Source organism: Methylobacterium sp. J-118 (assembly GCF_057836565.1).
The window spans coordinates 3304143-3327032 of record NZ_JBYQFA010000001.1; the positions used below are offsets into that span (position 1 = coordinate 3304143).

A 22890-nucleotide genomic window follows, 5' to 3' on the forward strand; every position below is an offset into this window, starting at 1 on the left:
GGGACATGTGGCGCCGCGCGCCGCGGCCCCGCCGGAGCCGCGCGCCGGAATCGGATCGGCGAGGCGATGAGAGCGGTGGGCGGGCGACCCCGGATCGGTCGAGGGCTCGGGGCCCGGCTTCTGCGCGCGGCGCTGTCGCTGGTGGCGCTGCTGGCGGCGATCGATCCGTCCCTGGCCGCCCAGCTGGTCGGCGCCAAGGGCGGCGAGACCGGCGCCGGCCCCGGCGGCTACGGCCGCATCGTGCTCACCTTCGACAAGCCCGTCGCGGTCAAGGCCAAGCTCGCCGGCGGCGTCCTGCTCCTCGGCTACAGCGAGCGCGTCGCCCCGGGCCCCGAGCACCTGGCCGAGGAAATGCCCGCCTATGTCTCGAGCGTCCGGCGCGATCCCGACGGGACCGGCCTGCGGGTCGCCCTCCAGCGGCCCTACCGGATCAACCTGCAATCGGCCGGCGAGCGCGTGTTCGTCGACCTGCTGCCGGAGGGCTGGTCCGGCCTGCCGCCGCCGCTGCCCCCCGAGGTGGTGGCCGATCTCGCCCGCCGCGCCCGGGCCGCCGAGGAGGCGCTCAGGGCCCGCGTACCCGAACCGGTGCGCAAGCCCCTGTCCCTGGAACTCGCTCTACTCCCGACGCTGACGCGCCTGTCGCTGCGCCTGCCCGCGGAAGCGGTCACCACCCTCACCGCCGAGGGCGCCGCGACGCGGCTGCGGATCGTCGGACCCTGGACCATCGATCCGGGTCTGACCCGCGGCCGTTCCCGGCCCGGCATCGCCAAGCTGGCGACCGAGACGGATGCGACGTCGGCCAGTCTGCTCGTGACCCCCGAGGAGGGGTTCGGCATCGGCACGGAGCGCGAGGACGGAGCCTTCCTCCTGGACGTGGTCCGCCGCAAGCCGCCCGAGCCCGGCAGGACCGCCGTCGAGGTACCCGGGCCCCCGAAGCCGGAGCCGGCGGTCGCGACGCCGTCTGCCCCCGCATCCGCATCCGAACCGCCGCGCCGGGCGGAGGCGCCGGCCGGTCCGGATCGACCCCCCGAGGCGCCGCCGAAGCGCCGGGCCGGGTCCGGCCTGGTCTTCCCGTTCCACGCCCTGCCGCCGGCCGTCCTGTTCGAGCGGGGCGGCGTCGCCACGCTGGCCTTCGAGACCGCCGAGCCGGTCGTGGTCCCCGCCGGGAGCCAGGGTCTCGTGCCCGTCGGCGCGCCCGGTCGGACGGGACCGCTCACGCTCCTGCGGTTCTCGGTGCCCCAGGGCCGCCTGGTCGATCTCACCGCGGTTGCCACGGAGAGCGGGCCCGCCTGGGAACTCTCGGCGGGCGACACCCTGAGCCCGAGCGACACGATCGACCCCCAGCGCAAGCCCGACCCCTCGGGCCGCATCGCGGTCTCGCTCGGCCTGCCGCGGCCCGGCTCGGCGACGTGGCTCGACCTCGACGGCGAGCGCATCGCGGTGGTGACCTCGGCGGCCCAGCGCCCCGTGGGCAACCCGAAGAACCGGCGGTTCGTGGATTTCGAGATCCTGCCGAGCCGGCACGGCCTGGCGGTTCTCGCCGGCGCCGACGACCTCGCGGTGCGCCCCGACCTCGACACCGTGACGATCGGCCGGGCGGGGGGCCTCGCTGCCTCCGCGGTGGCGCGGAAGGCCGAGATAGTCCTGGCCGAGGCCGGGATGCTCGCCATCGCGCCCGACGCCTGGGAGCGGGCGCGGTCCGGGAACGTGCGCGAGACACTGCGCGGGTTCGCCAACGCGGCCGCCGCCGCGACGCCGACCGAACGCGGCCCGGCGCGGCTCGCGCTCGCCCGCGCCGACCTCGCCAACGGGCTCGATCCCGAGGGCCTCACGGCGCTCGAGGCGGCCGCCGCCGACGATCCGCTGCTGGCCGCCCAGCGCGACACCGCCCTCCTGCGCGGCCTGGCGCTCGTGCGGATGGGGCGGAACGCCGAAGCGCTGAAGGCGCTGACCCTGCCGATGCTCGCCGGGGATCCGGAGGCCGTGCTGTGGCGGGCCGTGGCATCGGCCGGCGCGGGCGATTGGAAGGCCGCCGAGACCGGATTCCTGAAGGTCCTGCCCCTCGCCAACAGTTACCCCCCTGACCTCGCTCAACTGATTCGAACCGCCGCGGCGGAATCGGCCATCGAGAACGGCGATGCCGAGACCGCCGCTGCCCGCGCCGAAGACGCCCGGGACCTCCCCCCGTGGATTCGCGACCGGCTCGCCCTGGTCCGGGCCCGCGTGGCCGAGGCGACGGGGCAGGTCGAAGCCGCCCTGGACGCTTATGCCGGGCTGGAGACGGCTGCGGTGCGTCCGGTCTCGGTCGAGGCGAGTCTGCGCAGGACGCTGTTGGCCCGCGCCGCCGGCAAGCTGACGGCCGAGGCCGCCACGGAGCGGCTGGAACGTCTCGCCCTGACGTGGCACGGCGGCGCGATCGAGGACGGCATCACCGCCGGGCTCGACCGCCTCTATCTGGCCGCCGGGCGCTGGCGCGATGCCTTCACGGCCGCGCGCCGGGCCAACGCCATCGCGCCCAACGGCGACACCGCTGCGGCGCTCATGCGCGAGGCGCAGGTGGCCTTCGAGAACCTGTATCTCACCGACAAGGGGGACGCGCTGCCGGGGATCGAGGCCGTGGCGCTGTTCTTCGATTTCCGGGAATTGAGTCCGATCGGGCGGCGCGGCGACGAGGTGGTGCGCCGGCTGGCCGATCGCCTTGTGAGCCTCGATCTCTTGGACTCCGCCGCCGACCTCCTTCAGTACCAGATCGACAACCGGCTCACCGGCCCGGCCCGGTCCGCCGTCGCGGCGCGGCTGGCGACCGTGCGGCTGATGGACGACAAGCCGCTGCAGGCCCTGAAGGCCCTCGACGCGACGGAGATGCCGGAGCTGCCGCGCGACCTGAACCGGGCCCGCGGCCTGATCCGCGCCCGCGCCCTGTCGGACCTGACCCGCACCGACCTCGCCCTGGAGACGATCGAGGGGGAGAGCGGGCCCTACATCGACCGCCTGCGCGCCGACATCTACTGGGGCGCCCGCCGGTGGCGCGAGGCCGGCGAGACGCACGAGGCGCTGCTCGGCGAGGCGTGGCGGTCCGGGCAGCCCCTGGACGCGCAGTCCCGGGCCGATGCGGTGCGCGCGGCGATCGCCTACGACCTGGCCGGCGAGGCGATCGGCCTGGAACGGCTCAAGGCGAAGTTCTCGGAGACTATGGCGGCGAGCCCGGATGCGCGCACCTTCGCGCTCCTCACCGGCACCGATCCGACCCGCGCGCCGGGCTTCCGCGCCGTGGCGGCCCGCGCCACGAAGGCCGAGACTCTGTCGTCCTTCCTGGCCGAGTACCGCAAGCGCTACCCGGAGACCGCCATCCCCGACCGGGGGCGAGCCGTCGCTGCCGAGGGCGCCGAGCCGCAGGGCGCGGATCAGCAGAGCAGCGCCGGAGCCGCCGGCGCGCCGCCGGGGTGAGCGGGCCGCGCGTCATCGATCCGGACGCCGTCCGGGAGACAGAGACGGGACGCGTCTGGACCCCGGAGCGGAACGCCGAGGCGTGATCGGCAAAGCCCTTGGATCGCCGGCCCCGGCGCCCTCATCCGCTGTAGCTTTGGACCAGCGAGCCCGCCACCAGGGTCCATCCGTCCACCAGCACGAAGAAGATTAGCTTGAACGGCAGGGAGACCGTGGCCGGGGGGAGCATCATCATGCCGATCGCCATCAGCACCGAGGCGACCACGAGGTCGATGATCAGGAACGGGATGAACAGCAGGAAGCCGATCTCGAAGGCGCGGCGCAGCTCCGAGATCATGAAGGCTGGGGTCACGATCTCCAGGCCGACATCCTCCGGCCCCTTGGGCGTCGGCACCTTGGCGAGGTCGAGGAACAGCTTGAGGTCCTTCTCGCGGACATTGCGCAGCATGAAGGTCTTGAACGGCGCCGAGGCGCGCTCGAAGGCCTGAGCCTGCGTGATCCGGCCGGCGATCAGGGGCTCGATCCCGGCGCTGTAGGCCGCGCGGCCGGTGGGCGCCATCACGAAGGCGGTGAGGAACAGCGCGAGGCTGACGAGCACCGCGGTCGGCGGCGCCGTCTGGGTGCCCAGGGCCGAGCGCAAAAGCGAGAGCACCACGACGATCCGGGTGAAGGCGGTGGCCATCACCAGCACGGAGGGCGCCACCGCCAGGACGGTGATCAGCGCGACGAGCTGGAGGGCGCGCTCGGTGGTGCCGCCGGCACCGAGGTCGAGGGTGACGCTCTGGGCGAGCGCCGGCCCGGCGGCGAAGAGCGCGACGGCGAGCGCCGGCATCGCGGTTAGGCGGAGGCGCCGGCGCAATCGCCTCGGGCCGATGCGGGTCGGGACGGACGGGGCGTCGGGCATCGGGGTCACGGACGGTCGCAGGTCGGCGCGGCGGGGCGCACACTGTGGCGGCGCGCCTCGAGGTTCTGCCAGACGAGGAGCGCCGGCAGGCCGAGCACCACGTCGGGCACCCGGCGGGCGAGGGACAGGGCGATGGCCGTCCCGGGCGGAATGCCGAACAGGCCGCAGACCAGCACGAGCCCGCCCTCCTGAACGCCGAGCCCGCTCGGGACCAGGAAGGCCGCGGCCTTGATCGCCTGGCTCAGCGCCTCGATCACCAGGATGTCGGTCAGGCCGACATTGTCGATCCCGATGCAGGTGAGGACGACGGCGATCTCGGTGGCGCCGAGCAGCCAGGCCAGCGCGTGCAGGGCGCAGGACTGGGCGAGGCGGCCGCGCCGGCCCGCCGCCCAGACCGCGTCCAGCGCCCCCTGGATCCGCGGTGTCGGCTCTGGGCCAGCCTCGGCCTCGCGCACGAAGCGTCGACCGAGCGCCGTGACCCGGTCCTCGACCAGCTGCACGATCCCGGTCCGCTGGAGGGCGAAGAGCGCCGCGACGGCGAATGCGGCGACGGCGAGCGTCCGCAGGGTCCAATCGGCGAGTTCGGCCGCCTGCGCCCCTTCGACCCGCCGGAGGAGCCCCGCCCCGAGGCCGGCGAACAGGGCGAGGGTCCCGACCTGGAACAGCAGGTCGGCGAGCACCGAGGCGGCCGCCAAGGAGCCGGCGACGCCCCAGAAGGTGAGGAGACGCGCTCCGACGACCTCGCCCCCCACCGAGGCGACCGGCAGCAGGACGTTGATGCCCTCGCGCACGAAGCGCAGGATCAGGCAAGCCGAGACCGGCGCGGGCGACAGCCCGTCCAGGATGCGCGCCCAGGCGATGCCGCACAGCACCAACACCAGCGCCCGCACCAGGGTCACCCCGACGAAGCCCGCCACGCCGATCCGCCCGAACGCCGTCGCCACGGCGTCGAGATCGTTGGTCGCCACGAGCCAGACCGCGAAGCCGAGCCCGATCAGGGTGCCGAGCAGCGGAAGACGGCGCACCAGGGCGCGGACGACCCGGCGTGTCCCGGATAGGTGCGTGCCTGTCACGGCCGCGGCGTGCGCATGGCGCGTCGGGAGGCGGGCAAGAGCGACGGCTCCAGGGGTTGTGCCGGTCAGCGAGCCGGCGGCGATTCGGCGGGTCGTACCGCCGCTAGTGCGGTATTGGGGCCGAATTCGGGGGGCGGCCGCCGCGGCACCGGATGGAGCACGGCCGCGAGCGCCTCCGCCGGGCCCGCCGCGGGATCGAGCAGGACGACGCGGCCGGCCGCCAGGCTCGCACCGGTGGCGACCGCGATGGCCCGCTTAGGGCATGGGCCGAGGCAGCCCGACTCGACGATGCAGAGCTTCCGCCGCGCGCCCGCGGCATCCGGGCCGTCCTGCTTCCCGGCCTTCTTCAGGAGCGCGCGGACCGCGCGCGGCTTCAGCCCCTGCCGCTTGGCGCATTTGGAGCAGACGACCACGATCTCGGTGAGCTTGGTCTTGGCGGACCGGCCGGCCGAACGGCCAGGAGGGCGGCGATCCGTGTCGCTCGCAATTGACGGTTCTGTCATCATCGGGAGATTGTAGGGCGCGATACCCCTGTCGGGCTACGGCCTCCGTCGCCGCGGCGGACGGGCCGGGCGCCATAAAAAGGGCCGAAAAGAACGGGATTCCAGTTCCGCGCACGGGCCGCCCTCCGGCCGGCGCCGCGTGAGCGGAACCGGCGCAGACCCAGGAACAATGAGCGGATGAGCTTCGACGACGTCAAAGACGACACGCGCGAAGGCGAGATCGTGACGTTCGGCGCACCGACGAGGAGCGAGCTGCGGCGGAGTGCGGAGACGATCCGCCCGGTCCCGGCCGATCGGAGCGCCCGGGCCCTGGCCGCCTCGATTCGACGGCGCCTGGACTGGACCCGCCTGCCGGGCCTGCGCCCGCGCCAGGAGGACACGTCGACCTACGGCTCGCGGATCGTCCGCCGCGTCAGCCTGTTCGTCCTGCTGCCGACCCTCGTGATCGGGCTGTACCTGTTCGGCTTCGCCTCAGACCAATACGTCGCCGAGGCCCAGTTCGCGGTCCGCGGCAACGTCGAGCCGATGGAGAACATCGCGCTCGGCCAGTACACCAACCTGATCCAGAAGCATAACAGCCAGGATAGCTTCATCGTCCGCGACTATATCGGCAGCCAGACGATGGTCGAGGCGCTGGAGAAGAGCATTGGCCTGTCGACGATGTTCTCCCGCCGCCAGGCCGATTTCTGGACACGGCTGAATCCGAATGGCCCGATCGAGGATCTCACCAAGTACTGGCGCAGGCAGGTCGATGCGCATATCGATTCGATCTCGGGCGTGATCCGTCTGACGGTCCGGGCCTTCACCCCCGAGGACGCCCTGACGATCTCCCGCGCCGTGGTGGCGCGTTCCGAGGCGCTGATCAACGACATCTCGAAGCGGGCGCAGGCCGACATGGTCGCCCAGGCCCAGGCCGATGCCACCACCGCCCAGGAGCGCCTGCGCAAGGCCCACCTCGCGCTGCAGCTCTTCCGCAATCAGTGGGGCGTGATCGATCCGGTCAAGACGGCCGAGGGGACGCTGGCCACCCTGACGCTCCTGCGGAAGGACAAGCTCAAGGCGGAGAACGACCTGCAGATCCTGCGCGGCTCCAGCCTGGACGAGCGTTCGCGCTCGATCCAGATCCTCGTCGCCAATCTCGCCGCCATCGACCAGCAGATGAAGACCCTGCAGGACGAGCTGACGAGTGCGGCAGGCGCCGCGGGCGGCGGTTCGAACCTGACCGAGGCCCTGCTTCAGTACGAGGGCCTGCTCGTGGAGCGGACCATCGCCGAGAAGCTGGAGGAATCGGCGAACATGCTGCTCGACCGCGCGCGGGTCTCGGCCAGCAAGCAGCACATCTTCCTGGCAACCTTCGTGCCGCCGGTCCTGCCGACCGACAGCCTCTACCCGGAGCGGGGTCACACGCTGATCGTGTCGTTCTTCTGCTTCCTGGTGATCTGGAGCTCGTCCTCGCTCCTGCTGGCGGGCATCCGCGACCAGCGTATGTAGGTTGCCGCGCGCAATAGGCCGGATGTCGGAACCGGTACGAGGCGCGGGCTTTCAGGTTCGCATCGTGCCGAAAGCCGTCGGCCACCTCTGAGGATGATGCGCGAGCCTCTGGATCCCGCACGGCGCGGTCTATAGAGGGTGGCGGCGCCCGTGCCCTGCTGGAAGAGCGAAGTCTAACGGTCCATGTCGGATTTCTCCGATCTCGTCGCGAAGGCGATCCAGCCGTCGATGACCCGGGCGGAGCGTGAGGCGGTCTACACCGTCGTGCGGCAGGCCGTGCTCCGCCTCCAGGAGCGGGAGGCGTTCCCGCCGGAGGACCCGCGCGTCGCGCTGCAGCGCCACCTCGTCGAGGAGACGATCCGCGACGTCGAGAGCGACGTCGCCCGCTATGAATCGCTGCGCAAGCTCGACGCCGCCTTCGCGGCCCAGAACGAGGCCAACCGCGCCGAGCAGGCCGGGCGCCGCTGAAGCAGCGTCGCGAAAGCCAGTCACCGGCTTGCGGAGAAGGACGATGCCCGCCTGCGCCGCGTCACCCGGCCCGGCCGCTCAGCCGCAGGCCGCGCTCCGAACGCCGCCGGGCTCGGCCACGTCGAGGCCCGATGAAACGTACTCGTTGAGCTTGTTGCGCAGGGTCCGGATCGAGATGCCGAGGATCTTGGCCGCATGGGTGCGGTTGCCCAGGCAATGGTCGAGGGTGTCGAGGATCAGGTCGCACTCGACCTGCGCCACGGTCCGCCCCACCAGTCCGCGGGTCGCGGCCTCGGCGGCCTGGGCGGCGCGGGTCGCCGGTCCCTCGGCACTCATCACCTCGCCGTCCGGGGACAGGATCGCCTCGGGGCCGATCGCGTCCCCCGAGGCCAGCAGCACCGCCCGGTGCAGGGTGTTCTCCAACTCGCGCACGTTGCCGCGCCAGGGGTTCTTCAGGATCAGGGCGCGCGCCTGCGCGTCGAGCTGGCGGGCCGGCACGCCGTTCACCGCGGCGTATTTCTTGGCGAAATGCGCGGCGAGCTCCAGGATGTCGGCCGGGCGCTCGCGCAGCGGCGGCAGCCGCAGGGCGACGACGTTGAGCCGGTAGAACAGGTCCTCGCGGAACGTGCCCTTCCGGACCTCCTCGGCGAGGTTGCGGTTCGAGGTCGCCAGCACGCGGATGTCGACCCGCACCGGGGCGGTGCCCCCGACCCGGTCGATCACCCGCTCCTGGAGGGCCCGCAGCAGCTTCGCCTGCAGGCGCACGTCCATCTCTGAGATCTCGTCCAAGAGCAGCGTTCCGCCATTGGCCTCCTCGAACCGGCCGATGCGCCGGGCGACCGCGCCGGTGAACGCGCCCTTCTCGTGGCCGAACAGCTCGGATTCGAGCAGGGCCTCGGGGATCGCCGCGCAGTTGACCGAGACGAAGGGCTTGGCCGCCCGGTTCGACTTCTGATGGACGTGGCGGGCCAGGACCTCCTTGCCGGTGCCGCTCTCGCCGGTGATCAGCACCGAGGCCTCCGAGCGGGCGACCTGCTCGGCGAGCTTGACCACCCGCTCTATGGACGGGTCGCGCCAGACGAAGGCGGCGCGGTCGGTGGCGACCGCCTCAAGCACCGCGGCGATCAGCTCGGGATCGGGGGGGAGCGGGATGTACTCCTTGGCGCCGGCCCGGATCGCCGCCGCGGCGGTCTGCGCGTCCGCCGAGACCCCGCAGGCGACCACGGGGGTGCGGATCCGCTCCGCCTCCAGGGCTGCGACTAGGTCGGCGATGGGCAGAGCCACGTCGATCATGATGAGATCGGCGCCGCGGGCGCGCAGCACGTTCAGGCCCTGCGGCACGGCATCGGCCTGCGTCACGGCGGCGCCGCGCTGCATGGCGATCTTCGAGGCGGTGATCAGCTCGCCGTTGAGCCGCCCGATCATCAGGAGCCGCATGGTTCGTCCCTCTCAACCATAGTGGCGCGGACAGCCCCCCGGCGTCCGTGCCGAAAAAAGTTCACTCGCCCTTGACGATCTCGGTCATCGTCACCCCTAGCCGGTCCTCGACGAGGACGACCTCGCCGCGGGCGACCAGCCGGTTGTTGACGAACACGTCGATCGCTTCGCCGACCTTCCGGTCGAGCTCCAGCACGGCGCCGGGCGCCATCCGGAGCAGATCGCCGATCGGCATCCGGGCGGAGCCCAGCACCGCCGAGACCATCACCGGCACGTCGAAGAGCTGCTCCAGGTCGGCGGCGGTCTTCGGGGTGGTCGGCGCGTCGCGGATCGAGCCCGCCGCGTAGTCGGGATCGTTCTCGCCGAGCTGGGGCAGGCTGAAATCGTCGGACATCGGGATTCCTTCACGGGCGCGTCGGGAGGCCGAGGGCGTCCAGCACCGCCGCCTCGATGCGGGCACGCTCCCGCACGATGCCGCCGTCTGCCCACTCGATGCGGGCATCGCCCGCCGCCATGTCAGGGTCGCCGAGCACGACGAGGCGGCCTTCGTAGCCGCGCTCGCGCGCCAGGCGCTTCATCAGGGTCTCGGCCTCCTCGACGAGGCTGTCATGGACCCGCACCACCAGGTGGGGCACGCCGCGTAGGTGCTGGAGCGCGGCGCGCGCCGCCTCGCCGATGCCGGCGAGCGGGGCGGCCTCCAGGGCGTCGCCCGCGACCTTCCGGGCGATCAGCACGGCCACCTCGACGGCCTGCGCCTCACGCTCGGCATCGCGCGCGTCGGCCTGGGCGATCAGGCCCGCGGCGGCGAGGGCCAGGCGGGTCATGGCGTCGGCGAGCCGGCCCTGGACTTGCGCCTCGGCCTGGATCCGTCCGTCCTGGAGGCCGCGGGCATGGGCCTCGGCCTCGGCGCGCAGGGCGGCCTCGGTGGCGCGCAGCGCATCCGCGCTCGGACGCGCGCTGCGGAAATCCGTCTCGAACAGGAACGGCTTCGCGCTCCGGGACGCTTGGGCGCTCAATAGACCAGCTCCTCCTCGGCGCTATTCTTGGCGATCATGATCTCGCCCTTCTCGGCGAGGTCCTTGGCGATCTCGGTCATCTTGGCCTGCGCCTCGTCGACCTCCTTGAGGCGGACGGGGCCGAGGGAGGCCATCTCGTCCGTGAGGTTCTTGGCCGCGCGGGTCGACATCTGCTTCATGAAGAAGGCCCGGGTCGGCTCGTTGGCGCCCTTGAGCGCCCGGCACAGGGTCTCGTTGTCGATCGCGCGCATCAGGGTCTGGACGCTGCCCGGATCGAGCTTGAGCAGATCCTCGAAGGTGAACATCAGCTCGCGGATGCGCTTGGCCGAGCCGCGATTCGCCTGATCGAGGGCGGCGAGGAAACGCCCCTCCGTCTGCCGGTCGAAGGCGTTGAACACGTCGGCCATCATCTCGTGGGCGTCGCGGCGCTGGGTCTGGGCGATGGTGGACACGAACTCGACCCGCAGGGTCTCCTCGATGTGGCGCAGGGCCTCCTTCTGGACCGTCTCCATGCGCAACATGCGGTTGAGGCAATCGATGGCGAAATCCTCGGGCAGGATGGTCAGCACCTTGGCGGCGTAGTCGGCGCGCACCCGCGAGAGCACCACTGCGACGGTCTGCGGGTACTCGTTGCGCAGGAACGAGGCGAGGATCTCCGGGTCGACCTGGGCGATCGAGGCCCAGACGCGCTTGCCGGACGCGCCCTTGATCTCCGCCATGATCAGCGAGACCTGGTCGCTGGGGAAGATCTTCAGGAGCAGCGCCTCGGTCCGCTCGAAATTCGACGAGATGCCGCCGCTGTTGCCGAGCTTGGTCACGAACTCGATGATCAGCCTCTCGACGGTCTGCACCTCCAGCGTGCCGAGCTGGACCATCGCGTGGCTGACCTTCTTGACCTCCTCCTCCTCCAGCATCTGCCAGATCGGGGCGCCTTCCTCCTCGCCGAGCATCAGCAGGAGCGCGGCCGCGCGCTGCGGACCGGGCATCGTCGCGAAGGAGTCGCCGCCCACATTCGCTAGGGTATTCGCCAGACCTGCCGCCATCGTCCGTTCCTCGACGCCTTACTCTTCCTGGATCCAGCCGCGCAGCACCTCAACGGTCTCGGACGGGCTGGCCCGGACCATGTCGACAACGCGCTGGACGGTCTCGGCCTGGACCTGGCCGTTGATCTTGGCGAACTCCATCAGCCGGGCGGTGGGGTTGTCCCGCTCCACCACCGTGATGGTCCCCGCCCCGGCGCCCGTGATCGCCGCGGCATCGAGCGCGCCTCCCATCCCGGGCCCGGCCAGGGACGGCGCGGCCGGCATGGGTGCCAGCACCTGCCGTATCAGCGGGCGCACCACGGTGAGCAGGACGATCAGGGTCAAAAGCGCCAGCACGGCGAGTTCAGCCATGCGCAGCACGTCCTCCTTGGTGGGGGTGAGCAGTGCCTGCATCAGCGTCGGCTCGGCGAATTGCGGTACGCTCGGCGCCTCCGCGAAGCGCAGATTCACCACCTCGATCTGGTCGCCGCGCGCCTTGTCGAAGCCGACCGCGCTGCGCACCAGGGCGGTGATCCGCTCGATCTCGGCCGGAGCCCGGGGGGTGTAGGCCTGCTTGCCGTCGGCCGCCGTCGCGTAGACGCCGTCGACCACCACCGCCACCGACAGGCGCTTGATCCGGCCCCCCTCGGCGATCTCGGTCTTGGTGACCTTGGAGATCTCGTAGTTCGTGGTCTCCTCGTTCTTGTTCGTGGCGTCCTTGGGGGCGGGCGCCTTGTCGGCGCCGTTGGCGCCGGGCAGCTCGTTGCCGACGCTCACCTGCCCGTCGGCATTGCCGGTGAGCGCCGATTCGGTCCGGGTCTGCGCAGAGCGCACCACCCGGCTCTCGGGGTCGAAGGTCTCGGAGCGGCTCTCGATCCGGTTGAGATCGAGCTCGGCATTGACCTGGACCCGGGCGCGCCCCGGCCCGACGATGCCGGCGACCACGTCCTCGATCTGGCCGCGCAGGCGCCGTTCCAGGGTGACCTGCCGGTCCTCGTAGCCGCTGGCGCCGTCGGACTCGGCGTCCCGGGCGCCGTCGGCCAGCAGCCGGCCGCGCTCGTCGACGATCGAGACCCGTTCGGGCTTCAGGCCCTCCACCGCCGAGGCGGCGAGGTGGCGGATGGCCCGCACCTGCCCGGCATCGAGGTCGCCCATCAGCTTCAGCACGATGGCGGCGCTGGGGTTCTCGCGGTCCCGCTCGAACAGGCGGCGCTCCGGCAGGACCAGGTGGACGCGGGCCGCCTGGACCCGGCCGATCGCCCGGATCGAGCGGGCGAGCTCGCCCTCCAGGGCGCGCAGGTGGTTCACGTTCTGCACGAAATTGGTGGACGAGAACGCGTCCCCCTTGTCGAAGATCTCGTAGCCCACCCCGCCCTGGGTCGGCAGGCCCTTGCCGGCCAGGTCCATGCGCAGCTTGGCGAGGTCGGCCCGGGGCGCCATGATCGTCTGGCCCGTGTCGCCCCGGGTCTCGTAGCGGATGCCGCGGCTGTCGAGTTCGCGGACCACGGCGCTGGAATCCTGCATCGACAGGTCCGAGAACAGCACGCCCATGTCCGGGCGCGAGACCCGCAGGATGATGAAGGCGAAGAAGCCGATGAGCGTCAGCGTCACCGCCGCCATGGCGGCGATGCGGGCCGGTCCGAACTTCGTAACGAGATCGAGGACCGGCTTCACGGGCGGATTCGCTGCACTCTGAACGCGAGGCGGTCCCTGGCGGCCCGCTCGGCAGAAATTGCCCAGGCCGTGGTTAGCGGGCCGTTAATGCCGGGGCTCGCGGACGCACGAAGGGGTCTCCGAAACGCCGCGAAGCCGCGCCCGGGATCGGGACACGGCTTCGTGATGTTTCGGGACCGGCGGGCGCGGGCGTTCGGTTCCATCACCGCCGCCGCCGGGATCAGTGCCGGTAGTGCTGGATCCGCGTGGTCCGGAGGCCGGCCAGACCGTGCTGGTCGATGGAGAACTGCCAGCTCAGGAATTCCTCGGTCGTCAGGGTATAGCGCTTGCACGCCTCCTCCAGGCTGAGGAGGCCGCCGCGCACCGCGGCCACGACCTCGGCCTTGCGGCGTATCACCCAGCGGCGGGTGCTCGGGGGCGGAAGGTCCGCAATGGTGAGGGGGCTGCCGTCGGGCCCGATGACATACTTCACTCTCGGGCGGCTAGGTTCGGTCATGATACGCTCTACACTCGACTGACCTGTCGAGAGTCCAAGGTACTTGCGCCCGCTTAAGAGATGTTGAAGCGAGTCACTCGGATGTGATTCGTTAAGTGCCACTTGTGGACAACCCGATCGTCTGCACGCTGGACAGGGGCACTTTCTGCGAGCCGATCGACAGGACCGGGGAAGTTCCGCTGAGATCGACTTCGTCCACCGTCCCCGACAGGCTGGTGTCGACGGCGACGTTGGCGCCCGTGGCATCGGTCGCCGCGACCTTGATCGAGTAGTTCCCGTTGGCTGCCGTCAGCCCGGCCGAAGTCTTGCCGTTCCACGTGTAGGACTGGCTTCCGGCGGCGAGGGAGGTGGTCTGGGTGGCCACCACGTTGCTGTTCGAATCCAGGATCGTGATCACCGCCTTCGAGGCCGCCCGGGCGGGCGTCAGGCTCCAGGAGGCCGAGCCGCCGGCGAGCTGGGAGGTGCTGCCGTCTGCCGTGACGGTCTTGCCGATATAGCTGGTGGCCGAGGCGGAACTGGCCGACTGCGACGCGGTCAGGATGTTGTCGAGTCGGTCGTTGGTCTTGAGCTGCTGCTCGACGCCGGCGAACTGCACCAGCTGCTGCGTGAATTGGTTGGTGTCCATCGGGTCGAGCGGGTTCTGGTTCTTGAGCTGCGTGGTCAGCAGCGTCAGGAACTGCGTGAAGTTGCTCGCGATCTCGGTGGCGTTTGCGCCGCCGCTCGACGCCGTGTTGGTCGTGGCCGCCGTGCTCGTGAGGCTGGATATGCCGCTGGACATGCCGTTCTCTCCTGTGCCGTGCCTGAGCGCTGGGCCCGGGCGCGATGATTCCGTGTCGATCCGCGAGGCGCGCCGGGCCGGCATCCGCCGCCCGGGCCGATGCCCTAGATCCTGATGTCGAGGCCGCCGTAGCCGCGCAGCCACCGGGTCGGGGCGGTCTCCTGCGGGGCCTCCGCCTGATCCCGGGTCCAGCCTGCCGAACCGCCCTGGGGGGAGCCGCCCGACCGGCCGTCGCCGCCGCCGCCGTTGCTCTGGGCGCTGCCGTCGCCCCGCAGCGACAGGTTGAGCCCGCCGGCCGACGGGTCGAGACCGGCCTGGGACAGGGCCTGCTGCAGCTGGCCGGCGTCGCGCTGAAGCAGCGCCAGGGTTTCCGGCCGGTCGACCACCAAGTGGGTCGTGACCGTGCCGCGGGCCTTGTCGATCTCCAGCTTGACGTCGATCCGCCCGAGCTCGATGGGGTCGAGGCGGATCTGGAACTCGTTCGACCCGTTCAGCGAGCGCAGGCCGATGGCCATCGGCACCTGTCCGATGGGGATGGGGGGATCGGTCGGGGCGGGCGCCGCGCTCGGCGTGGTCGCGCTGGCGGCCTGCGCGGCGTTGGTCGTTCCGACGGATGCCGCGGGCGTCGCGGGCAATCCACCCGCAGAGGACGGGGCCGGGGACGGGGCCGTCGCCTGCGCCGCGCCTCCGCTCTGACCGGCATCGGCCAGGGCGGCCAGGAAGTCCTTGCCGGGGCCGGAGGCGGCGGATGCGGGATCGCCCGCGCCGGTGGCAACGGCCCCGACCGCGGCACTCGGATCGAGCTGCCCGGATCCTGCGGCGTTGACGAGAGCTTTCGCCCCGGTGCCCGCCCGGGCGATTCCCGAAACTCCCGTGGACTGCGCGGCGGCGGCCTCCACCGGGCCCGCAGCGGGCGTCGCCGTCCCGGATAGTGTCGCCCCGGCGCCGGCCGGGGTCGCGACACCCTTGGCGGCTATCTCCCCCGACCCGGACGCCTGGTCCCCGGACGCGACGGCCGCCGCGCCGGCCGGGCCGCCGCCCTTGGACAGCGCCGCGAGAAGCGTCAACAACGTGGCGGCGGGATTGGAGCCTGCGGCCTGCGCGGCGGGATCGGATTGCGGGGTCTGCACGGCCGGTTCGGTCCGGGCGAACATGTCGGTGCCCGCGGCCGGGGCGTCGGCTGCGGGATTCGCCGCGGCCGTCCCGGATTGCTCTGCGGCGGGATCGGCCTTCGCGGTCTTCGACAAAGCGGGATCGGTCTGCGCCTGCGCGCTCGAAGGCGCCCTCGGCGATGCGGCCTCGGACGTCTCCGGGTGCGGGCCCGAATCGACCGGGGGCTCCTTCGGGCGGGGGGGGGCGGCGGCCTGTGCGGACGCGTCCGACGACTTGGCGGCAACCGGCCGCCGGTCCGCGGCCCGGGTATCGGCCCGCACCGCGGCGTCCCGTGCCCGCTCGGCGGCCGCGCGGGAGGCGTCGGCCTCGTCGCGCTGGGCGGTCTGGCGAGCCCGCCCGGCATCGGTCGCGTCCCGCTGGCTGGCCGCGCGGGCCTGCGCCGCCGCGGCAGCGTCCCGGGTCCGGGCCTCGGTCAGGGCCGCGCCGAACCGGTCCTGCGACGAGTCGCCGGCCCGGGCCGCGACCCCCGCCGCGTCCCAGCCCGTCCGCGTGGACGGAGCCCACGCGGTGACATTCAACCGATCCGCCGCACCGCTCGCCATGCCGGGTTCCTCTCGGATCCGATGCAGCAAGGTGCGCGCCACCGGCGCGGTGGGGCCAAGGTGCTGAGAACACGACGTTTCTCTCGCTGTCGGCGCGCCGCGATGCGGCCGAAGCTGCCGGATACCCGGCAGGATCTGCCGGGTATCCGGGCCGGCGGACGCGTTGCCCTGGAAAGCCGGGCCGAGTCCCGCTATAGACGCGGCGTGCAGCCGGGAAGCTTCCGGGCCGGCGGCTGCGGACCCATGTGATGAACGCCCTCGATCTTCCCAAAGCCCCCCACGAGACGCGCGTCGTCGTCGCCATGTCGGGCGGCGTCGATTCCTCCGTGGTGGCCGGTCTCCTGAAGCGCCAGGGCTTCGACGTGGTCGGCGTCACCCTCCAGCTCTACGACCACGGCGCCGCGACCCATCGCAAGGGCGCCTGCTGCGCCGGCCAGGACATCAACGACGCCCGGGGGGCGGCCGCGCATCTCGGCATCCCGCATTACGTCCTCGACTACGAGGACCGGTTCCGCGACGCGGTGATCGAGAAGTTCGCCGAGAGCTACCTCGCCGGCGAGACGCCGATCCCCTGCGTCGAGTGCAACCGGACCGTGAAGTTCCGCGATCTGCTGGGCCTCGCCCGGGACCTGAACGCCGACGCCCTCGCCACCGGGCACTACGTGGCGAGCCGGGCCCTGCCGGGGGGCGGCCGGGCGCTGCACCGCGCCCTCGACCCCGCCCGGGACCAGAGCTATTTCCTCTACGCCACCACGGCCGAGCAGCTGGACTTCCTGCGCTTTCCCCTCGGCGACATGACCAAGCCTGAGACCCGGGCGCTGGCCAAGGATCTCGGCCTGTCCCTGGCCGAGAAGCCGGACAGTCAGGACATCTGCTTCGTCCCGCAGGGCCGCTACAGCGACGTGATCGCCCGCCTGCGCCCGGACGCCGCCCGCCCGGGCGAGATCGTCGACCTCGCGGGTCAGGTCGTCGGGCGGCACGCGGGCATCGTGCACTACACGGTCGGCCAGCGCCGGGGGCTCGGCCTGTCGGGACCCGAGCCGCTCTACGTGGTGCGGCTGGAGCCGGATACCGCCCGGGTTGTGGTCGGCCCGCGTACGGCGCTGGCGACGACCCGCATTCGCCTCTCGGATCTCAACTGGCTCGGCGCCGGCCCGGCCGAGGCCGTGCGCGACCTGCCCGTGGCGGTGCGCGTGCGCTCGACCCGGCCGCCGCGCCCGGCGACGCTCACGGTCGGGCCGGACAGCGCGGCCGAAATCGTGCTCGCCGAGCCCGAGGACGGGGTCTCACCGGGCCAGGCTTGTGCGATCTATGCGGATGACGGGCCCCGGGCCCAGGTGCTCGGCGGCGGCACCATCCGGCGCGTCGACGCGTTGTCGGCCCGGCCCCGAGAGGCCGCCTGATCCCATTCCCAGGATAGACCGAACGATGCTGAGCGAGCCGCAGACGGCCGGGCCGAGCACGGCCCTGATGCGCAAGGCCTATGCCCGCTGGGCCCCCGTCTACGACGTGGTCTACGACAAGCTCACCGAGCCCGCGGCCCGCGCCGCGGTCGAGGCGGCGGCCGAGCACGGCCCGCGGATCCTGGAGGCCGGCGTCGGCACCGGCTTGGCGCTGGGCTACTACCCGCGGTCGAGCTTCGTCTGCGGCGTCGACCTGTCCGAGGACATGCTCAAGCGCGCCCGCGCCAAGGTCCGGCGCCGCAACCTGGCCCACGTGAAGGGCCTGCAGGTCATGGATGTCTGCCACCTGGGCTACGCCGATGCGAGCTTCGACGCCGTGGTGGCGCAGTTCCTGATCACCCTGGTGCCCGACCCTGAGGCCGCGTTGTCCGAGTTCCTGCGGGTGGTGCGCCCCGGCGGCGGCATCGTGCTGGCCAATCATTTCGGCCAGAGCGACGGCCCCGTGGCCAGGGTCGAGGAGATCGTGGCGCCGCTCTGCACCAAGATCGGCTGGTCGTCGGACTTCAAGGCGACGCGGATCGAGGCCTGGGCCCGGCGCAACGGTGTCGAGGTCGTCGGGCTGAAACCGACCTTCCCGGGCGGGTTCTTCAAGATCCTGCGGATGCGCAAGCCCGGGTGAGCGAAGCCCCACCCGTCGCCGAGGGCCGCTGGACCCGCGTGCGGCGCTGGCTGCCGCTCGTGCTGCTGCTCGGGATCTCGGGTTTCGTGCTCGTCTCGGGCGCGGCGCAGATCCTGAGCCTCGACCGGCTGCTCGCCTCCCGGGCCTGGCTGCGCGGGCTCGTCGAGGCGGACTATGTCCGCGCGCTGGCGGCGGCCTACGGCCTCTATGTCGGGGCCGTGGTGGTGTCGGTGCCGGCGACGCTGATCCTGACCATGATCTGCGGCTTCCTGTTCGGGATCGTGCCGGGGGCGCTGACGGCGGTCTGCGCCGCCACGACGGGGGCCGCGATCGTGTTCGCCGTCGGCCGCGGCCCCGGGGCCGACCTGCTCCGGCGGATGGGCGGCAACCGCCTCGCGGGTCTCGCCGCGGGTTTCCGGCGCGACGCCTTCGGCTACATCGTGGTGCTGCGGCTCCTCCCCCTGTTCCCGTTCTGGGTGACCAACCTCGCCCCCGCGGCGTTCGGGGTGAGGATGTGGGTCTTCGTATCGGCGACCGTCCTGGGCCTGCTGCCCGGCGCCTTCGTGTACGCCACCACGGGGGCGGGGATCGAGGAGGTGGTCGCGGCCCACGAGGCCGCCCGGGCCGCCTGCCTGGCAGCCGACGGGAGCGGCTGCGACAGGGCCCTGACGCTGCGGGACCTGATCACGCCCAGGATGGTGGCCGGGCTCGCGATGCTCGGCGTCTTCGCCCTGGCCAGCATGATCCTGAGCCGACGCGCCCGGCGCGGCTGAGATCCGCCATCCGCAGCGGCGGGCGATCTCCGATGTCGAAGGGCACATGCAACCGCTTGCGGGTCGCTACCGTATAGTGCTGACGGGCAAGAGCCTGTATCCCCTGCAAAACTGTGGCTTGCGAACATGTCTCCCGCGAAGGCCGGACCCGGCTCGAGCATCTGCACCCTCCACCCCGCCGATCCCGATCCGCGATGCAAGCGCGGAGCGTGACCGGCATGGCCGCTGATTCCGACACCACCGTCGCGGCTCCCGCCCTGCCGGTTGCCGCGCCGACCCGCGATGGGCCCGAGCGGCGGCGGCTGCGCCTCGGCCTGTCCGGCCGGCTGTTCCTCGTCACCGTCGCCTTCGTGGTGGCGGCCGAGGTGCTGACCTACGTGCCGGCGGTGGCCAATTACCGGATCGAGTGGATGTCCGACCGTCTGGCGGCGGCTCAGGTCGCCGCCCTCGTCCTGGACGGCCGGACGGCCGAGCCGGTCTCGGAGGCGCTGGAGAGCCGGCTGCTCGCGGGGGTCAACGCCCGGGCCATCGCGGTCCGCGGCGGCGGCACGCAGCGCCTGCTCGCCATCGAGCCGGTGCCGGAACGGGTCGCCGACACCGTCGATTTACGCGACGTCACGGCTTTTTCGGCGGTCCGCGGCGCCTGGCGCACCCTCGTCGCCCCGATGCGCGAGCCGATCCGCGTGGTCGGGGAGGGCGGTATCGGCTTCGACCGGGTCGAGATCCTCCTCGACGAGGCACCGCTGCGGGCCGCGATGGTCGACTACGCCCTGCGCCTGCTGGTCTCCTCGCTGATCATCGCGGCCTCGGCGGCGGGCCTCGTCTTCGTGGTCCTGCAGGTCCTGATCGTGCGCCCGGTCCGGCGGCTCGTCACCAGCATCACGGCCTTCGCGGACGATCCGGAGGATGCCGGCCGGATCATCGCGCCGTCCCGCCGCAGCGACGAGATCGGCCAGGCCGAGCTGGCGCTGGGGCGGATGCAGCGCAGCCTCGCCGACCAGCTTCGCCAGAAGCGGCGGCTGGCCGAGCTGGGGCTCGCGGTGAGCAAGATCAGCCATGAGCTGCGCAATCTGCTCACCGGAGCGCAACTCCTGGGCGACCGCCTGGAGGGCACCGCGGATCCGACGGTCCAGCGCGTCGCCCCGCGGCTCGTGGGGACCCTGGCCCGGGCGATCCGGTTCTGCGAGGCGACCCTGGCCTATGGCCGGGTCACCGAGCGGGCGCCGCGCCTGGCCAGCACGAAGCTGGCGCCGATCTTCTCGGAGCTTCCGGACCTCGCCGCGCTCTCGACCCACCCCGTGGCGGTGCGGGTGGCGGCGGACGACCTGTCCGTCCTGGCCGATCCGGAGCAGCTCGGCCGGGCCCTCGCCAATCTCGTGCGCAACGCCGTGCAGGCGCTGGACGGGGCGAAGGTCGCGGAGGCCGCAGTGCAGGTCGCGGCCGTGCGCGAGGAGCCGGGCCGGGTGACCATCTGGGTCGCCGACAACGGCCCCGGCCTGCCGGCGCGCGCGCGGGAGAACCTGTTCGCCCCGTTCGCCGGCTCGACGCGCTCCGGCGGCACCGGGCTCGGCCTGCCGATCGCCGCCGAACTGATCGGCATCAATGGCGGCGCGCTGACCCTCGACACCTGCGAGGGCGGGGCGCGGTTCCGGATCGTGCTGCCGGAGGGCTGAGGCCCTATTCCGCCGCGGCGAGAACCGGCTCGGCGACGCGGATGCCGAGATCGGCCAGCAGGGCCGCATCCGCATCCGCCTCGTTGTTGGCCGTGGTGAGCAGCCGCTCGCCGTAGAAGATCGAGTTCGCCCCGGCGAGGAAGCACAGGGCCTGGGCCTCGCGGCTGAGCGCCCGGCGGCCCGCGCTGAGCCGGACCCGCGCCCGGGGCATCACGATGCGCGCGGTGGCGCACATCCGCACCATGTCGAACGGGTCGATCGCCGCGGCGGTGTCGCCCAGCGGCGTTCCTGCGACGGCGGCCAGGGCGTTGATCGGCACGCTCTCGGGATGGGGCGCGTGGTTGGCCAGAACCTGCAGCATCGCCACGCGGTCGCCGACCCCCTCGCCGAGGCCGATGATGCCGCCGCAGCAGACGCCGATCCCGGCCGCCCGGACCCGCTCCAGCGTGTCCAGCCGGTCCTCATAGGTCCGGGTCGAGACGATCTTGTCGTAATAGCCCGGCCCGGTATCGAGGTTGTGGTTGTAGGCCGTGAGCCCGGCCTCCGCGAGGCGCTCGGCCTGGCTCGCCGTCAGCATGCCGAGGGTCACGCAGGCCTCCATCCCGAGGCCCCGCACGCCCCGGACCATGGTGAGCACGGCGTCGAAATCGGGCCCGTCCTTGGGGCTGCGCCAGGCCGCGCCCATGCAGAAGCGCGTGGCGCCGGCGGCCTTGGCGGCGGCGGCCTCGGCCAGCACCGTGTCCACCGGCATCAGGCGCTGGCGCGCGAGGCCGGTCTCCTTGTGGTGGGCCGATTGCGAGCAGTAGCCACAATCCTCGGGGCAGCCACCGGTCTTGATCGAGAGCAGGCTCGCCCTTTGAACATCGGCCGGATCGTTGTGCGCCCGGTGGACCGTGGCGGCCCGATGCACGAGATCGAGCAGCGGCAGGTCGTGGATCGCCCGGATCTCCGTCAGGCTCCAATCATGGCGGATCGGGCCGGACGCGTCTTGCGGGGAAGCGGGGAGGGACGTTGCGCTCATCCTGCGTTTGAGCCGGATCGGCGGCCAGAAATCAAGCGTCCGGGCGGCCGAAGCGTGTCCGCTCAGTCCGTCGGCTCGCCGGCCGAGACCTTGGCGGTCCAGTCGTCGAAGGCGATCACCCTTTGGCGCTGCTCGCCGAGGCGCTCGATCCGGAGGACCATCTCGTCGCCGGCCTTCAGGTAGCGCGGCGGCTTCATGCCGAGGCCGACCCCGGGCGGGGTGCCGGTTGTGATCACGTCGCCGGGCTCGAGCAGCATGAAGTGCGACGCGTAGGCGACGAGCTGGGGCACGTCGAAGATCATCGTCGCCGTCGAGCCGGTCTGGCGGCGCTCGCCGTTCACGTCGAGGCTCATGGCGAGGGTCTTCAGGTCGGGGATCTCGTCGAGCGTCACCAGCCAGGGGCCCAGCGGCCCGAAGGTCGGCGCGCTCTTGCCCTTGGTCCAGGTGGGCCCGCGGTTCATCTGCCACTCGCGCTCCGAGACGTCGTTGCAGATGCAGGCCCCCGCCACGTAGCTCAGCGCCTCGTTGGCGTGGACGTAGCTGGCGTGCCGGCCGATCACCACCGCGAGCTCCACCTCCCAGTCGGTGCTGGACGAGCCCTTGGGGATGATCACGGTGTCGTTCGGCCCGCACAGGCTGGACGGCGCCTTGTTGAAGATGATCGGCTCAGAAGGGATCGGTGAGCCGGTTTCGGCGGCGTGGTCGGCGAAGTTGAGGCCGATCGCCACCACGTTGCGGGTGCCGCCGACGCAGGGACCGAGGCGCACGTCCGGCGGCAGCTTCGGCAGGGTCTCGGGATCCAGGGCGCGCAGCCGCGCCAGCGAGTCGGGCCCGAGCGCCGGTCCGGCGATGTCGCGCACGATGCTCGAAAGGTCGCGCAAGCCTCCGTTCGCGTCCACGAGGCCGGGCTTCTCGTCGCCGCTCGGGCCGTGCCGGAAGAGCTTCATCGCCGCGCTCCTGATCCTTACCCTGGAACCGGTCTGCGCCGGTTGGCGGGACCATGGCCGGGCCCCGGTCCTGGCGCAAGCGTGATCGGCGACGCCGCGGATCGAAGCCGATGTCGCATTATGGCAACATATCGGCGGGAAAGTGCATATATGCCCGTTTAAGGACATATTATTCATGGGCGCGGTCGACCCTGCGAATACAGACGTCGGATGATAAAATTCCACCGTCGCAGGGATGCGCTCAGGACAGATGGATCTCGTGCGGGCTTTCCATTGAACTTCGTCTTTGCGCGGGAAATGCCGATCGGCATTGCGAATCTGTGCGGCGAACCGGCACGATGCCTGAAATGGTGCCGCATCACGAGTCGTG

At 72.0% G+C, this 22890-nt stretch carries 20 protein-coding genes; 7 read left to right on the forward strand and 13 right to left on the reverse strand.

Annotated elements, in window-relative coordinates; genetic code table 11:
* Window positions 1-66 precede the first annotated feature (66 nt).
* On the forward strand, window positions 67-3447 hold the full coding sequence (locus tag AC3IF3_RS15935; protein ID WP_489229488.1) for a hypothetical protein: 3381 nt from the start codon (window positions 67-69) through the stop codon (window positions 3445-3447).
* A gap of 121 nt (window positions 3448-3568) precedes the next feature.
* Here AC3IF3_RS15935 and fliP read toward each other — a convergent pair whose 3' ends face one another.
* From fliP to AC3IF3_RS15950, 3 genes are all read right to left on the reverse strand, one after another.
* Complete coding sequence (gene fliP / locus AC3IF3_RS15940; protein WP_489229489.1) at window positions 3569-4360, reverse strand: flagellar type III secretion system pore protein FliP; 792 nt, start codon at window positions 4358-4360, stop codon at window positions 3569-3571.
* Window positions 4357-5424 carry a lysylphosphatidylglycerol synthase domain-containing protein gene (locus AC3IF3_RS15945; RefSeq protein WP_489229490.1) on the reverse strand — a complete coding sequence of 356 codons (1068 nt, stop codon included), beginning with the start codon at window positions 5422-5424 and terminating at the stop codon, window positions 4357-4359. The genes fliP and AC3IF3_RS15945 overlap by 4 nt, the downstream gene beginning before the upstream one ends.
* Window positions 5425-5489: 65 nt before the next feature.
* Entirely contained in the window at window positions 5490-5930 is a 441-nt protein-coding gene (locus AC3IF3_RS15950; RefSeq protein WP_489229491.1) for a hypothetical protein, read from the reverse strand.
* Window positions 5931-6104: 174 nt separating this feature from the next.
* Between AC3IF3_RS15950 and AC3IF3_RS15955 the strand changes: the two genes are divergently transcribed.
* Together AC3IF3_RS15955 and AC3IF3_RS15960 are read left to right on the forward strand one after the other, a co-directional pair.
* On the forward strand, window positions 6105-7418 hold the full coding sequence (locus tag AC3IF3_RS15955) for a KpsE/RkpR family capsule polysaccharide export protein (RefSeq protein ID WP_243966889.1): 1314 nt from the start codon (window positions 6105-6107) through the stop codon (window positions 7416-7418).
* A gap of 183 nt (window positions 7419-7601) precedes the next feature.
* Entirely contained in the window at window positions 7602-7886 is a 285-nt protein-coding gene (locus AC3IF3_RS15960; protein WP_243966890.1) for a hypothetical protein, read from the forward strand.
* 78 nt (window positions 7887-7964) lie between these two features.
* On the opposite strand, the gene flbD is transcribed toward AC3IF3_RS15960, so the two are convergent.
* The 8 genes from flbD to AC3IF3_RS16000 all read right to left on the reverse strand — a co-directional run bounded on the left by flbD (window position 7965) and on the right by AC3IF3_RS16000 (window position 16024).
* The gene (gene flbD, locus AC3IF3_RS15965; protein ID WP_489229492.1) at window positions 7965-9323 is read right to left on the reverse strand and encodes a sigma-54-dependent transcriptional regulator FlbD; all 1359 of its coding nucleotides are present in this window, start codon (window positions 9321-9323) and stop codon (window positions 7965-7967) included.
* Window positions 9324-9384: 61 nt separating this feature from the next.
* On the reverse strand, window positions 9385-9717 hold the full coding sequence (fliN, locus tag AC3IF3_RS15970) for a flagellar motor switch protein FliN (RefSeq protein WP_243966893.1): 333 nt from the start codon (window positions 9715-9717) through the stop codon (window positions 9385-9387).
* A 10-nt stretch (window positions 9718-9727) separates the two neighbouring features.
* Window positions 9728-10339: a FliH/SctL family protein gene (locus AC3IF3_RS15975; protein ID WP_243966894.1), complete on the reverse strand. Its 612-nt coding sequence runs from the start codon at window positions 10337-10339 to the stop codon at window positions 9728-9730.
* Complete coding sequence (locus AC3IF3_RS15980; RefSeq protein ID WP_243966895.1) at window positions 10336-11382, reverse strand: flagellar motor switch protein FliG; 1047 nt, start codon at window positions 11380-11382, stop codon at window positions 10336-10338. Before AC3IF3_RS15980 ends, AC3IF3_RS15975 begins: the two co-directional genes overlap by 4 nt.
* 18 nt (window positions 11383-11400) lie before the next feature.
* Window positions 11401-13035, reverse strand: coding sequence for a flagellar basal-body MS-ring/collar protein FliF (gene fliF, locus AC3IF3_RS15985; RefSeq protein ID WP_243966896.1), 1635 nt, complete (start codon window positions 13033-13035; stop codon window positions 11401-11403).
* A 220-nt stretch (window positions 13036-13255) separates the two neighbouring features.
* The gene (gene sciP / locus AC3IF3_RS15990; protein ID WP_007569077.1) at window positions 13256-13531 is read right to left on the reverse strand and encodes a CtrA inhibitor SciP; all 276 of its coding nucleotides are present in this window, start codon (window positions 13529-13531) and stop codon (window positions 13256-13258) included.
* A gap of 91 nt (window positions 13532-13622) precedes the next feature.
* A complete protein-coding gene (locus tag AC3IF3_RS15995; RefSeq protein ID WP_243966897.1) occupies window positions 13623-14309 on the reverse strand; it encodes a flagellar hook assembly protein FlgD in 687 nt (228 codons plus the stop codon).
* Between the two features lie 104 nt (window positions 14310-14413).
* Entirely contained in the window at window positions 14414-16024 is a 1611-nt protein-coding gene (locus AC3IF3_RS16000) for a flagellar hook-length control protein FliK (protein WP_489229493.1), read from the reverse strand.
* Window positions 16025-16272: 248 nt separating this feature from the next.
* Here AC3IF3_RS16000 and mnmA point away from each other — a divergent pair, with 248 nt between their 5' ends.
* From mnmA to AC3IF3_RS16020, 4 genes are all read left to right on the forward strand, one after another.
* The gene (gene mnmA / locus AC3IF3_RS16005) at window positions 16273-17427 is read left to right on the forward strand and encodes a tRNA 2-thiouridine(34) synthase MnmA (RefSeq protein WP_489229494.1); all 1155 of its coding nucleotides are present in this window, start codon (window positions 16273-16275) and stop codon (window positions 17425-17427) included.
* Between the two features lie 25 nt (window positions 17428-17452).
* Window positions 17453-18106, forward strand: a complete 654-nt coding sequence (locus tag AC3IF3_RS16010) for a class I SAM-dependent methyltransferase (protein WP_489229495.1) — start codon at window positions 17453-17455, stop codon at window positions 18104-18106.
* On the forward strand, window positions 18103-18879 hold the full coding sequence (locus AC3IF3_RS16015) for a TVP38/TMEM64 family protein (protein WP_489229496.1): 777 nt from the start codon (window positions 18103-18105) through the stop codon (window positions 18877-18879). The genes AC3IF3_RS16010 and AC3IF3_RS16015 overlap by 4 nt, the downstream gene beginning before the upstream one ends.
* A 218-nt stretch (window positions 18880-19097) precedes the next feature.
* A complete protein-coding gene (locus AC3IF3_RS16020) occupies window positions 19098-20552 on the forward strand; it encodes an ATP-binding protein (protein WP_489229497.1) in 1455 nt (484 codons plus the stop codon).
* A 4-nt stretch (window positions 20553-20556) separates the two neighbouring features.
* On the opposite strand, the gene bioB is transcribed toward AC3IF3_RS16020, so the two are convergent.
* Entirely contained in the window at window positions 20557-21573 is a 1017-nt protein-coding gene (gene bioB, locus AC3IF3_RS16025; RefSeq protein WP_489229498.1) for a biotin synthase BioB, read from the reverse strand.
* A 62-nt stretch (window positions 21574-21635) separates the two neighbouring features.
* Window positions 21636-22520, reverse strand: a complete 885-nt coding sequence (locus AC3IF3_RS16030; RefSeq protein WP_243965150.1) for a fumarylacetoacetate hydrolase family protein — start codon at window positions 22518-22520, stop codon at window positions 21636-21638.
* Window positions 22521-22890 lie beyond the last annotated feature (370 nt).